The sequence below is a fragment of the Undibacterium sp. RuTC16W genome, from assembly GCF_049339445.1.
Lineage (GTDB): Bacteria > Pseudomonadota > Gammaproteobacteria > Burkholderiales > Burkholderiaceae_D > Undibacterium.
Genome location: NZ_JBMPPE010000006.1, coordinates 250,416 through 263,658, shown reverse-complemented (window position 1 = coordinate 263,658; position 13,243 = coordinate 250,416). Strand labels below are relative to the sequence as shown.

11 protein-coding genes and 1 pseudogene are annotated in these 13,243 nt (G+C 51.3%); 3 read left to right on the top strand and 9 right to left on the bottom strand.

Features of this window, described 5'->3' with window-relative positions; genetic code table 11:
• Positions 1–97 precede the first annotated feature (97 nt).
• Positions 98–2,086, bottom strand: a complete 1,989-nt coding sequence (locus ACO0K4_RS13620) for a sensor histidine kinase (protein WP_422957171.1) — start codon at positions 2,084–2,086, stop codon at positions 98–100.
• Between ACO0K4_RS13620 and ACO0K4_RS13615 the strand changes: the two are divergent.
• Positions 2,079–2,129: pseudogene (locus ACO0K4_RS13615) on the top strand (hypothetical protein); the annotation flags it as partial. The gene ACO0K4_RS13620 and the pseudogene ACO0K4_RS13615 overlap by 8 nt on opposite strands.
• Before the next feature lie 31 nt (positions 2,130–2,160).
• Here the strand turns inward: ACO0K4_RS13615 and ACO0K4_RS13610 are convergent.
• The gene (locus ACO0K4_RS13610) at positions 2,161–2,865 is read right to left on the bottom strand and encodes a response regulator transcription factor (protein ID WP_422957170.1); all 705 of its coding nucleotides are present in this window, start codon (positions 2,863–2,865) and stop codon (positions 2,161–2,163) included.
• Between the two features lie 258 nt (positions 2,866–3,123).
• Here ACO0K4_RS13610 and ACO0K4_RS13605 point away from each other — a divergent pair, with 258 nt between their 5' ends.
• Together ACO0K4_RS13605 and ACO0K4_RS13600 are read left to right on the top strand one after the other, a co-directional pair.
• A complete protein-coding gene (locus tag ACO0K4_RS13605; protein ID WP_422957169.1) occupies positions 3,124–4,455 on the top strand; it encodes an SPFH domain-containing protein in 1,332 nt (443 codons plus the stop codon).
• Positions 4,455–5,906 (top strand): hypothetical protein, encoded by a 1,452-nt coding sequence (locus tag ACO0K4_RS13600; protein WP_422957236.1) that lies wholly within the window; start codon positions 4,455–4,457, stop codon positions 5,904–5,906. The genes ACO0K4_RS13605 and ACO0K4_RS13600 overlap by 1 nt, the downstream gene beginning before the upstream one ends.
• A gap of 108 nt (positions 5,907–6,014) precedes the next feature.
• On the opposite strand, the gene phoR is transcribed toward ACO0K4_RS13600, so the two are convergent.
• The 7 genes from phoR to pstS all read right to left on the bottom strand — a co-directional run bounded on the left by phoR (position 6,015) and on the right by pstS (position 13,142).
• Entirely contained in the window at positions 6,015–7,319 is a 1,305-nt protein-coding gene (phoR, locus tag ACO0K4_RS13595) for a phosphate regulon sensor histidine kinase PhoR (protein WP_422957168.1), read from the bottom strand.
• A gap of 180 nt (positions 7,320–7,499) precedes the next feature.
• Complete coding sequence (gene phoB / locus ACO0K4_RS13590) at positions 7,500–8,189, bottom strand: phosphate regulon transcriptional regulator PhoB (protein ID WP_422957235.1); 690 nt, start codon at positions 8,187–8,189, stop codon at positions 7,500–7,502.
• Between the two features lie 11 nt (positions 8,190–8,200).
• Complete coding sequence (gene phoU / locus ACO0K4_RS13585) at positions 8,201–8,911, bottom strand: phosphate signaling complex protein PhoU (protein ID WP_422957167.1); 711 nt, start codon at positions 8,909–8,911, stop codon at positions 8,201–8,203.
• Positions 8,912–9,086: 175 nt separating this feature from the next.
• Complete coding sequence (gene pstB, locus ACO0K4_RS13580) at positions 9,087–9,884, bottom strand: phosphate ABC transporter ATP-binding protein PstB (protein WP_422957166.1); 798 nt, start codon at positions 9,882–9,884, stop codon at positions 9,087–9,089.
• A 17-nt stretch (positions 9,885–9,901) separates the two neighbouring features.
• Positions 9,902–10,798, bottom strand: coding sequence for a phosphate ABC transporter permease PstA (pstA, locus tag ACO0K4_RS13575; protein WP_422957165.1), 897 nt, complete (start codon positions 10,796–10,798; stop codon positions 9,902–9,904).
• Positions 10,795–11,739, bottom strand: coding sequence for a phosphate ABC transporter permease subunit PstC (gene pstC / locus ACO0K4_RS13570; RefSeq protein ID WP_422957234.1), 945 nt, complete (start codon positions 11,737–11,739; stop codon positions 10,795–10,797). The genes pstA and pstC overlap by 4 nt, the downstream gene beginning before the upstream one ends.
• 386 nt (positions 11,740–12,125) lie before the next feature.
• Entirely contained in the window at positions 12,126–13,142 is a 1,017-nt protein-coding gene (gene pstS, locus ACO0K4_RS13565) for a phosphate ABC transporter substrate-binding protein PstS (RefSeq protein WP_422957233.1), read from the bottom strand.
• Positions 13,143–13,243: the final 101 nt, after the last annotated feature.

Genomic DNA, 13,243 nt, shown 5'->3' with positions numbered 1-13,243 from the left:
AAAAGCTGGCGCAAGTCAGTCACTTACGAACTCGTTACAAGCGGATTGCAGGTCAATTACAAGCCAGATAAATCAGGCAAAAACCGCAACAAAAAAATCAATGCGCCCGCTGCAAGCTCAGCACAAAGCTTACACCATCATGCGTATTCTGCGCACTGATCGTGCCGCCCATTTTTGCCATATAGGTTTTCGCGACAAACAAGCCCTGCCCGCGGTTGCCGTTCGCTCCCGAGTCCTGCTGATCCGAAACACCGTATTCAAAAATCTTGTCCAGCATATCGACAGCAATATGCGGGCCGGTATTATGGATGATGATCGTGACACCTGTCTCGCTGCTCAGCAAGTCAATCAAAATCGAACTGCCAGGCAGGCGGTAGCGGTCGGCATTGCGCAGCACGTGGGTGACGACGTCCTCCAGCGAATAATCATCAGCCCTGACCATGATCAGTTCTGCATTGCCATTAAATTCAACTTGAGAAATACCAACGCAAGGCGCATTATCCGCCACATGACGCAAGAAAGCCGCGATGTCGATGCTGGTGACTTGCAGCTCTGTCGATTGAAACGCTTCACTTGGTGAGGCGCTGCCATAGAGTACGCGTATCGCTTGCTGCATGCGGTGAATATAACGACTACTCTGATCATCGGCTGTACCATGTAGCGCCATCAACGACTGCAACGGCGACATAATCTCGTGACCGACGGCATGCCACATCTGCTTTTCTTGCTCAGCGCGGATACCTTCGCGCTCGACGTCTTCTTTGACCCGTCGCAGCAAATCATGCAAGCAACTTGCCAGTACGCCTAACTCATCATCACCACGTAAATCCCCCAGCTCAAATTGTTGCAAACCACCAGTGCCTTTCACCGTTTTGGATAAAGATGCGGCGCGTTTAGTCAACACCGTAATCTTGCGGATAATGCTGATTTCCATGATCAGCCAGGTGAGAAATAGCGCCAGCAGCATGGCACCGACAAACCAGGACACGCGGGTCGCCACGACGGCCAGACTCTTGCTCACGCTGCGCAAGTCGCCTTTGAGTACGATCTCGTAACTATCGAGTGCCGTCGTGATCTGGTCACGACTTTCCAGCGGCGTATCGTACTCATCCACAGGCAGGCGACGAATCAGACGCGTCAGTGCGTTCCATGAGTCATTCTCTTGTTCGACCTGACCACTCAGGTTCACCAGTTCTTTAGCGCCAGACAGTTTGCGTATTCTTACTGTCTCGCCGGGCAATAACTGACTTTGTAAATCCTTGAGTGAGAATGGCGGTGTCGGCGTCCCTTTTTCACTATCGAACAAGGTATCGTTGCTGTCCGGTGCCAGCACGACGATCCTGACTTTGATCTGATCGAGATCTTCAGGTGGCCAGACCGGACGCTTTTTCTCAAACAAAGCCTCTTGCCAGATAGCGATAGGCAGGCGTAAGGAATAAAACGAGGTCTTACTGCAAGTGCGATCCTGATCATCGAGTTCGGCCTGATTGCAATTCGCGTTTTGCCAGATCCAGCCACGGAATTCTTTCACTGGCCGGGCATTTGGCTTGTCGGCCTCGCCGCTCCAGAATCCGGTCAGGCGACCGCGCAATCCTGCCGATTTTTTTCCCGCATCCGTCATTTTTTCAAATGGCGCAATCCATTGATATGTCTGTCCGCGCAGACTGACGCTGACCTGCATTCTGTGCGCTTGGACCAGACTCTCATCACCCCGCTGATGCGCGACCAGATCGGCACTATTGAAGCTACCAGCCACATAAATATAGCCACCGGCCCACGGATTATTACCGATGCCCAGACACAGCGAGCCGCTGCTACCGTATTGCACCAGGCAGCCCGACATCGCTACTGCTTGCTGCACCTTATTCTGATCATCAAAATCAAGCGCAGAAAATGGCAACAGCAAAGGATGCAAGCCCTCATCTTCTTTATCTGCGGGCGGATTCAATAAGGCCAGTTGACCTGCGGGATGACGCAAGGTTGAGAGTATCTGCTCACGGGTTTTATTAAAACTGTGCTGATAATTTTTATAGCTGAGCTGCTTCTCCTGTTGCAGTACAGAGAGTGCCAGTGCGACTGTGGCCATCGCAAGCAGCAGAAAAGCCGTGCGAAATAAGAGACGCAAACGATATGGTGCCAATGCAGAAAAAAGTGCTTTCATTACTTACCATCCACCCAGCGAAAGCCACGCATCGGCACGTTTTCTACGCATTCAAACTCGGGATCAATCTCACGGAAGGCGTCGCGGATAGTGCTGACATGCTTGCGAATATTATCGCGATTGCGCCCGCTCTTCACGACCTCATATAACTCATCGTAAGACACTACCTGACCACGACTAGCGAAAAGTGCCGCCAGAATCCGTTGTGCCGTCAGCGGCAAATTAATACGCTGACCGCGCCAGATCGGACTGCGCTGACGCAATGGATCCATCGCCAGCTCATCGATAAGCTCGACTTGTTTGCCGTTATCCTTATGCTGTTTGCGTTCTTTGACTGCGCGTAAAATTTCTAAGAAGGTGTCGATGAAATCCGCTTCTTCAAATGTTGCTTTTTGCAGATAATCCCAGGCATCCAGTGCCTTCATGATGCTGCGGTAAATCGTCGCTGGCATGGCGGACACGACCAGTACCGGCGTAGCCTGACTCTTATTGATCACATTGATGATAGCCACACCGGCATGACGTTCTCGTCCCAGCTCGATATCCAGCACCACCAGATCATAAGTCTCACGCGCCAGCGCGGTTTCGGCGTCGTCACGGCTAAACCATTGATCAACCTGGATGCCCGGCCTGGCAGATTCTATCCAGGACTTAAGCTGATTACTGGTCGGCAGATCGTCTTCGATTACGGCTACTTTTACCATGCTGCGCTTCTCCTGCTTTGTTCTGATCACTGATGAGTGAAGTATCCACGCTTTCAGTGAAAAAGTCATATGCCAGGCTGTGAGTTTTTACTCACACGAGCTTCCGTTGGCTCCGCGGACGGAGCAAGCGCTCGGGAGTGATGAAGATACTGGCATGGCTGTCCCGTTGATTCTTCCGCGCGCTCAGTCGCATGATGTGTCTCAGGGAACAGCCGCGAATGAGCGCGGCACCCGACCATAACATCCCAGGAGAATGTCATGTCTGACCGTATCAAAGCCATCGTACAAGCCATCCGTTCCACCTTATCCAAAAGCGTATCTGGCCTACGCCATACCTCTGGCGGGTTCGGCAATGACGCATCTGGTAACAACTTTAACAATGTCTCTGCCAACATCTCCGGCAGCATCAAAACGCATGGCGGCACCATCATCAAACGCCTTGCGATTCTGGCCGTCCTCGGCACCGCCGCTTATGCCGTGACACAACATCCGCCCGTCCAGAAAATAGAACGCGGCGACATCGGTATCCGCATCAATCAACTGACCGGCGTTTCGGAAGAGCTGCGTGCCGGTACCGTAATGGCGATTCCTGGCATCCATGAGTTACGTCGCTACTCGCTGCTAGACCAGACCTACCGTCCGGTAAAAAGCGCCAAAGCCAATGGCGAAGCACCTTTCCAGTCGATCGAAGGTTTATCGCTGGGAGTAGATCTGACCATACGGTATGTGCTCGATCCGGCCAAACTGACGAGCATGAGCAAAAACCTGCCGCAAGATATCAACGGTGAAATCGTCGAACCAGCGGTCCAGGGAGTCATCTACAAGGCGTTTACCCGATACACCGTGAGAGAAATTTTCTCCAGAAAACGTCAGGAAATCCAGCAACAAATCGAAGCCGAACTCAAGCCCAAGCTCGCTGCCGATGGCGTGATCCTGCGTAGCGTCATGATGGGTAAAGTGGATCTGCCACCCGATTACAAAGTCGGTATGGAAAAACTCCTGGCGGAAGAATTAGAAAGTGAAAAAATGCGCTACACCTTAGAACTCAAAGGTAAACAAGTCCAGCAAACCGCACTCGAAGCCGATGCAGAAAAGATCCGCCGTGAAAAAAATGCAGAGGCGGCTGCCAGCGAGCAGATCATCGCCGCCAAAGCACAAGAAGAAGCAATGAAACATGTACTGCCGTTTAAACAGAAACAAATTGAACAGAGACAATTTGAAGCCGAAGCCGAAAAAATCTCTCGCATCAAAACTTCAGAAGGCTCCGCCCAGGCACGCATCATCGAAGCCGCCGGTGAGGCAGACTCACGCCGCAAACTCGCCGACGCCGAAGCCTATCGTCAAGACCTGGTCGGTAAAGTCGCCAGCGCCCAGCTCGAACGCGATGGTGCCTTGCTGAGCAAACATCCATTGCTGATCCAAAAAACCATGGCGGATAAATTGTCAGACAAAATTTCTGTGATCATTGCGCCGCCACCGGCAGACGGCAGCTTCATCGGCTCGGCCTTATTGGGTGCAGGTAAAAACCAGCAAGCCCAACTCCAGGCGCAGACACAAGCACAAACAACGTCCACTGAAGAAAGCCAATAATCGTGTTAGCTGCTGCCATCACTGTACTTGCCATCGTGACCCAGGATCAGGCGCAATTGCGTGCCGCGCCTAAAGACAGCGCACAGCAACAAGCTGTGCTCTGGCAAGGCGATAGTCTGGAAATTCGCGGAGAAAAACTCGACTACCTGCAAGTCTACGACCATCGCCGGGAGCGTGCCGGCTATATCAAAGCGAGCCAGGTCAGGATCATCTCAACCAAGCCCGACGATGCGTCTGAGCTTTTGTCGGTCGTACGCTTTCTGGGTGATACACCGGGTGCGGAAGCCTTGGGCATCGCCTACACCGCAGTCTTCCTGAAGGCAGCTCCAGTGCAGGCAATCAACGCCGAAGCCTTTGATACATTGGGCGGGATGGCAGAACGTCTGGCGCGTCGCGCATCAAATAAAGCGCTTAATCCGGGTGTGAAGCAAAACGACACCCAGATCGCTGCACATCTGGAAGTCGCCGCGTATTACGGCGTGAATCTAAAAAGCATAGAAAGGGACGGACGTATCCAGCTCTGCTATGACGGCGAAGCCTTTCGCCGCGTGCTCGCGATGAATGCTAGCCAGATGCAAAAAGCGAAAGCGGCGCTGGCACTGACACGCCCCGACTGCATCGATCCGGCGACACGGCCAACCGAGCGTAACAACATCGATCTGTGGCGTGCCGAGGTGCTCGACAAAGTTGAAATTACGGAATTGCCGGAATACCAGAAGAACCGCATCCGCATGCGCCGTGCCGGTGTCTGGTCCAGCATTGCATTTCAGCGCCAGCGCAAAGGCGATAACAGTAATAACAGCAACTACAGCGAGGCCGCAGCAAATCGCGCACTGACCGAATTAGCAGGTGTGAACAAGACTGAAATGAGTGACGAAGACCTGGTCAGCTATGCAGAAGCAGGCGTACGTACCGGCAGCATGCGCTGGGCAGCAGAACCGGCACCGCTACCCACATCAGCCGATAGCAAGAACCTGCGCATCGTCACGACACCAGGGCAACCGGGCGAAACCTGCGTTGCATTACTTGACGCACAACACGATAGCAAGGCCCCGCTGGCGCAACGCTGCACTTATAGCCTGGTATGGGCAGCCTCAGCACGTAGCAATCCCCAGCACACCGCACTGACACTGGCCGTACAGCCGATGGATACCTGGCGCGAGATGTGGCTCTTCCATCAAACAGGCAAGGAGTGGGTCATCGATGTGATCCCGCCCGCAACGGCAGAACCGGATCTGGGCTATGCAGAATTTGCGGGATGGGTACCAGGAACGACAAAATTCCTGATGGCGAGAGAAGCACGTGTGGATGGCCGCTACAAGCGCAGTTTTGAAATCGTCAGCGGCGAATCGCTACAGGTAGAACGCTGGGCTGACAACCCTAATTCGCTCAGTGTGTTCTATCGCTGGCAAGATCCGCTGTGGAAGAAGCAGACGATCAGTTTGCGTTAAGACGGAGTATAGAAATTAAGGCGAATTAACTGGACAATAAAAAAGGGCATCATATTTGTATGTGATGCCCTTTTCTATTTACACCGCCTCAGATCAGATCTGCTGTACTCAATCCATCTCATCCTGCACCACAGCACCCGTCGGAAACTGCGCGCAGAATTTACTGCCGACCTCTGGTGTGGATTCAATCATTAAATTCGCTTTGTGTCGCAATAACACATGCTTGACAATCGCCAGTCCCAGGCCGGTTCCCTGGGTCTCGCGAGAGCGGCTTTTATCGACGCGATAGAAGCGTTCTGTCAGGCGCGAAATATGTTCAGCACTGATGCCGATGCCATTGTCTTGCACGATAAATTTTGGCCCTTGCGATAGATTCTTCCAGATCAGTTTGATCTCGCCATTCTCTGGCGTATAGCGAATCGCATTCGTCACCAGATTGGTCAGGGCACTGCGTATCTCATCCGTGCTGCCGAAGATATTCGGCCCATCAAATTCTAGCGTGATGATGTGCCTACCTGCGGATAAGGCGTGTGCTTCTTCGATTATCTGTTCCAGCATGGCACGCATATTGATGCGATCCGGTCGCATCGGATAATCCATCGATTCCAGACGGGTCAGGGTCAGCATGTCCTCAACTAGTCTTTGCATGCGCTCGCCCTGCTCTGCCATCAGCTTCAGATGTGACATCCGGGTTGATGCGTCGAGGTCTGGTTGCAGGGAGGCGATCTCTAAAAATCCGTTGATCACCGTCAGCGGCGTGCGCAATTCATGGGAGGCATTGGCAATAAAATCGCGGCGCATCATATCAATCCGTTCGGATTCGGTGACATCATGCGTGACTAAAATCTGCCTGCGATTTTCAAATGGGATGATATGAACAATCAATTTACGCTCGCGGAACGACAGCGTCAGCGGTACATCGTAGCGACCGAGGATGATGTAATCCATGAACTCAGGACTGCGTACCAGATTGGTAATCCGCATGCCTTTATCTTGCTTAAGGCTCAGGCCAAGATGATTTTCTGCCGCGGGATTGCACCATTCAAGAAACAGGACGTCATCCATGATCACCACGCCGTCGGGTAATAAGGTCATGGCCTGACGAAAACGGGCGAGCCATTCGGCTAGTTCGGTTTGATTTTTTTCATCGCCGCGACGCAAACGGTACAGGCGCGAGAAGACTTCGGTCCAGGCACCCCAGCCATCCGGCAAACGCGAGATATTCGGTTTATCAAGCCAGTCAGACAAGCGCAGCAAAAAGAAGAGTTGTATTACGATCAGGACGATCACGCCGATTACAGCGAGAACCAGACCAGGTACAGGCCCCCAGACAAAACCTGCGGCAGCAGACAGACCCAGCACCACCAGAATACGGACGGTGGCAGAGATCCAGAAGATAAGATGAGGATGCATTAACTACCCTAAGTAACGCTTAAGAGAAAATACTCTACCCCTGTATATTTCAATCCACCAATAAGAATGTGCGGATTGGGCTGTTTTTTATTAATTACAGGGGGAGTATATCAAAATGTCTGGCAAACACAGCGTGATCCGAGATCGCCTGCAGAAACACGAGCGAAGATGATCGCCGCTCTATTTCTCCGACAGCATATATCCTACGCTGCGCACTGTTTTGATCAAGGATTCCGCGTTCTTTAGTACTTTGCGCAGACGCAGCACATGGACGTCGACCGTACGTTCTTCGATAACGACATGATCGCCCCAGACCTTGTCGAGCAACTGACTGCGTGAGAATACGCGCTCGGGGTGTGCCATAAAAAACTTGAGCAGCTTGTATTCTGCATGACCGATATCGACCTTTTGCTCATCGATCTTGACCGTGCAACTGACCGGGTCAAGGACCACCGGGCCAGCAGCCAGGGCGCTTTGCGCATGTTCAGGACTTTTGCGGCGTAACAGAGCCTTAATACGCGCCGTCAATTCGCGCGGCGAGAATGGTTTCGTCACATAATCATCGGCGCCATGATCGAGACCGGCGATCTTGTCTTCTTCCATGCTTTTTGCCGTCAGCATAATGACAGGGACTTCGTTCAATTGACGGTCACCACGGATCTTTGACAAGAGACGCAAACCACTCTGGTCAGGCAACATCCAGTCGAGCAGCACCAGTTGCGGCGTGCGGCGCTGAATGAATTCCCAGGCCTCTGCCGTATTGTTGACGGAATAGGTATTCCATCCGCTGGCGCGCAAGGTAAATGTCACCAGCTCGACGATGGCGGGCTCATCTTCAACGATGAGAATAGTAGTCTTGTCAGCAGCCATCATAGAATGAATTAGTTACTTTGCTCTTGTTTAGTCGCTACATAGTCGGAGTGACGGATGTCTTTACCTTCGACGATATAGATAGTGTGTTCTGCGATATTTTTAGCGTGATCGCCGATGCGTTCGATTGCCTTTGCCACCCACAGTGCATCCAGCGTCGAAGAGATCGTGCTCGGATCTTCCATCATGAAGGTGATCAGATTGCGCATGATCGAACGGAAGTCGTTGTCGATCAAGGCATCCTGAGCGATCAGTTGCACCGCCTTAGCCTGATCCAGACGTGCAAACGCATCCAGCGACTGATGCAACATATCGCCAACACTCGCTGCCAGAACACGCACGGCGTCATAGCCGTTGAAAAGTGCCTGCTGCTTGCGTGCCAGACTTGCATCGCGTGAAATCCGGGCAATCTTGGTCGACTCGTCACCGATACGTTCGAGATCGGTAATCACTTTTCCCGTTGCCATGACAGTACGCAAATCATTCGCTGCCGGCTGGCGCTTGACGATCAGGTGACTGCACATGTCATCCAGAGTCACTTCAAGACGATTCACTTCCAGATCCGATTTAATCACCTGCTCGGCATGCTCGGCATTACCGGTGCGAAAGCACGACATCGCATCATGGAAATGGCTCTCCACCAGACCACCCATCAACAAGACCTTAGAACGAATCGTTTCCAGATCATTGTCATACTGTTTTGAAGAATGTTCGCCTGTCACGGTATGCTCCTAAATGTGCAATTTTTTTGCTTGGTTTTTACTTAAATATCTCACAAGCGCGCTGAGTAAGCGTAGCGAGCGGGGCTAGCTTGGTTTGAGAAGCGCAGTCGTACTTTAGTACGTCAAGCATCGCCGAACCAAGATCGCTCCGCACAGTAACTTAATCAGTGTGCGACTAGCCGAAACGGCCAGTGATGTAATCCTGCGTTTCTTTTTTCACAGGATTCATAAATATCTGATCCGTCTCACCGAATTCCACCAACTCACCCAGATACATATACGCGGTGAAGTCTGAGCAGCGGGCTGCCTGTTGCATATTGTGGGTCACGATCGCGATGGTGTAGTCCTCTTTCAGCTCATGAATCAGCTCTTCGATCTTGACGGTCGAAATCGGATCCAGTGCCGAGGTTGGTTCATCCAGCAACAGTACATCTGGCTTGACGGATACACCGCGGGCGATACACAGACGTTGTTGCTGACCGCCGGACAAACTCAGACCGCTCTTGTTCAGCTTGTCTTTCACTTCGGTCCAGAGTGCCGCTTTTTTCAGAGACCATTCAACGCGTTCATCCATCTCGCCTTTAGACAGGTTCTCGTACAAACGTACACCGAACGCGATGTTGTCATAGACCGACATCGGGAATGGTGTTGGCTTCTGAAACACCATGCCAACTTTAGCGCGCAGCAAGTTGATATCCTGATTCGCATCGAGAATATTTTTGCCGTTATACATGATCTGACCTTCGGCACGCTGGCCTGGATACAGATCGTACATACGGTTCAGGGTACGCAGCAAAGTCGATTTACCACAACCGGATGGGCCGATAAAGGCAGTTACTTTTTTGTCGCGGATATTCAGGTTGATATCGCGCAGGCTACGTGTCGCACCGTAGAAAAAATTCAAACCTGAAATTTCGATCGCCATTTTGCTGTCAATAGTCGATGCTGCTGGCTCTGTCATGGTCATTGTCATTATGGATTCCAAGGAAATTAGTTCTGAACTTTTTGGTTGAACATCGTGCGTGACAGAATATTCAGTCCCAACACACTAAATGTAATCAGCAAGGCGCCACCCCAAGCCAGCTCACGCCAGTTATCGTAAGGGCTCATTGCAAACTGGTAGATCACGACGGGCAAATTCGCCATCGGTTTATTCATATTACCGTTATAGAACTGGTTGTTCAGGGCGGTGAACAGCAAAGGGGCTGTCTCGCCGGAGATACGCGCAACCGCTAACAAGATACCGGTAATGACGCCTGCCTTGACTGCGCGCAAACGAATCAGCAAAGCGACTTTCCAACGTGGCGCACCTAGCGCAAATGCGGCTTCGCGCAAGCTAGTCGGCACCAGGCCCAGCATATTGTCAGTCGTGCGAACCACTACAGGAATGGCAATCAACGAGATCGCCAAACTGCCTGCCCAACCAGAAAAATGTTTGACGTTGTACACATAGATCGCATACACGAACAAACCGATCACAATCGATGGCGCAGACAACATAATGTCAGTCACAAAACGTGTGACACCACCGAACCAGCTCTTGTCGCCGTATTCAGCGAGATAAATACCGGCCAGAATACCAATCGGCGTACTAATCAGTGTCGCAAATCCGACCATCATAAAGCTGCCGACAATCGCATTCATCAGACCACCACCATCACTGCCTGGTGCCGGTGTGGTGTCGACAAACATTGCCACACTGATTGCCGAAAAACCTTTGATCAGCAAGGTCGCCAGTATCCACATCAGGAAAAATACACCCAAGGCCATCGCCAGCGAAGACAAGGCGATACCGATTTTATGCGTCAGCAGACGACGTTTATAAACAGGATTATCCGGAGAAGAATTCAACGGCAAAGGCGCTGCCGCCAGGTAGTTGTCGCTCATTTTGCACCTTCTTTTTTACTTAAACCCAGGAGCATCAGCTTGGCAGCCGACAGTACAACAAAGGTAATCACAAACAGGATCAGACCCAGCAAGAACAGGGATGAGGTATGCAGCACCGTCTCCGCTTCAGCAAATTCATTCGCCAGAGTCGAAGCAATACTGTTACCTGCTGCGAACAGGGACCAGGATAATTTATGCGCATTACCGATCACAAAGGTAATCGCCATGGTCTCGCCAAGAGCGCGTCCCAGACCCAGCATGACGCCGCCGACGACGCCAATCTTGGTATAAGGTAAAACGATTTTGCGGACGACTTCCCATTTAGTACAACCGAGGCCGTAGGCAGATTCTTTCAATACCGGAGGAACGACCTCAAACACATCGCGCATGACGGAGGAGATGAACGGAATAATCATGATCGCCAGAATCACGCCTGCCGCCAGAATACCGATACCGATCATAGGACCGGAGAACATCACGCCGATGACGGGCAATTTACCCAGGGTGTTGTGCAATGCAGGCTGTATGTATTCAGAGAACAGCGGTGCAAACACGAACAAACCCCACATACCGTAAATAATACTTGGCACACCGGCCAGCAATTCAATCGCTGTACCGAGCGGACGCTTCAGCCATGGCGGACAAATTTCGGTGAGAAATAAGGCAATGCCAAAACTAACCGGGAAAGCAATCAGCAGCGCGATCACCGAGGTGGCGAGCGTGCCGACGATGGCAATCAGGCCACCGTATTTATCATTGACCGGATCCCACTCTATGGTTGTCACAAATCCGGGGCCAAACTCTTGCATCGCCGGCCAGGCGCGGATAATCAAGGAAATGATGATGCCAATCAGCACCACCAACACGAATAGGGCAAAGCTGAATGTCAGTTTATGGAAGATAAAATCTTGCCATTGCTGACGTCGCATGACCGCGACCATATTGACTTCTGCCGATTGCGCCGAAGCAGCAACCTGAGAGTGGTTCTGGAGGGTGCTTGGGCTGGCTGGAGAAGTGGGCGTGGACATGGCTATCGAAGGTTGTTGTATCTGCATGGAACACAATTCCATCTCATTAAAGTAGTTCGGGTAATCGTTCAGGGCTTGTTCTGAGTCTTACGGAACTTCTGACACTATGGGCAAAGTGGATGCCGCTCTCAACCGCGGATTCCACTTTGCTTTGTACTGCTAGTTGTAATGCTAATTGCACTGCTTTTACCGCTTTTACTGCTTTTAACACTTTTACTTATTATCCTGATGTGCACCTTGACCATGGCAATTCATCATCAAGGTAGCAATCAAACATTCTAACGATCTAGCTGAATTGATTACCAGATTGCTTTGCCGGATGCGTCTTTGACTTTTGCTTTCCAGCCGTCTTCGATCAGCTTGACTACTGCTGGTGGCAAGGACACATATTCCAGTTCCGTTGCCATCGCGCCGCCGTTTTTGAATGCCCAGTCAAAGAACTTCAATACTTCTTTGCCTTTTTCAGCATCCGCCTGAGCTTTATGCATCAGGATGAACGATGCACCAGTGATCGGCCATGTCACTTTGCCTGGCTGGTTAGTCAACACCAGGTACATGCCAGGTGCTTTAGACCAGTCAGCACCTGCTGCTGCCGCTTTGAAATTTTCATCATCTGGTTCAGCGAATTGACCATCGGCGTTTTTCAACAAGGTATAAGTCATTTTGTTACGTTTAACGTAAGCATATTCAACGTAGCCGATGGAGTTCTTGATACGTTGTACGTTAGCGGCAACGCCTTCATTACCCTTACCGCCCAGACCTACCGGCCATTTGACGGCTGTGCTTGCACCAACGACTGTTTTGAATTCTGCATTGACTTTAGACAGGTAGTCGGACCACAGGAAGGTCGTACCGGAACCGTCAGAACGATGTACAACAGTGATTTCTTCTGCTGGCAGTTTCAGTCCTGGATTGATTGCCGCGATTTCCGGCGCATTCCATTTAGTGATTTTGCCCATGTAGATGGCAGCCAGAACGTCGCCTGTCATCTTCATTTTGCCTGGAGCGATGCCGTCCAGATTGACAACCGGCACCACGCCACCGATGATCGCCGGGAATTGTGTCAAACCTTCTGCATCCAATTCTTCGAGCTTCAAGGGCATATCGGACGCGCCGAAATCGACCGTCTTTGCTTTAATCTGTTTGATACCACCACCGGAACCGATGGACTGATAGTTCAGGCCGTTACCCGTTGCTTTTTTGTAAGCTTCTGCCCATTTTGCATAAATAGGATAAGGGAAAGTCGCACCTGCGCCGGTCATGTCGGCGGCTTGAACTGCTGAAACGGATGCTGTCGCTGTAACAAACGCGATCATCAAAGATGTAAAGAGTCGATTGAGTTGCATATTCACCTCGGGGTTAAATAACACGTAGCAGTCTGGATCTGGCCCATTACTGCTGGTTCATAACTGATTTA

Coding starts and splice junctions, on each gene's coding strand:
- ACO0K4_RS13620 (WP_422957171.1), bottom strand. CDS start 2,086: ATGGCCACAGTCGCACTGGCACTCTCTGTACTGCAACAGGAGAAGCAG.
- ACO0K4_RS13610 (WP_422957170.1), bottom strand. CDS start 2,865: ATGGTAAAAGTAGCCGTAATCGAAGACGATCTGCCGACCAGTAATCAG.
- ACO0K4_RS13605 (WP_422957169.1), top strand. CDS start 3,124: ATGTCTGACCGTATCAAAGCCATCGTACAAGCCATCCGTTCCACCTTA.
- phoR (WP_422957168.1), bottom strand. CDS start 7,319: ATGCATCCTCATCTTATCTTCTGGATCTCTGCCACCGTCCGTATTCTG.
- phoB (WP_422957235.1), bottom strand. CDS start 8,189: ATGGCTGCTGACAAGACTACTATTCTCATCGTTGAAGATGAGCCCGCC.
- pstB (WP_422957166.1), bottom strand. CDS start 9,884: ATGACAATGACCATGACAGAGCCAGCAGCATCGACTATTGACAGCAAA.
- pstA (WP_422957165.1), bottom strand. CDS start 10,798: ATGAGCGACAACTACCTGGCGGCAGCGCCTTTGCCGTTGAATTCTTCT.
- pstC (WP_422957234.1), bottom strand. CDS start 11,739: ATGGTCGCGGTCATGCGACGTCAGCAATGGCAAGATTTTATCTTCCAT.
- pstS (WP_422957233.1), bottom strand. CDS start 13,142: ATGATCGCGTTTGTTACAGCGACAGCATCCGTTTCAGCAGTTCAAGCC.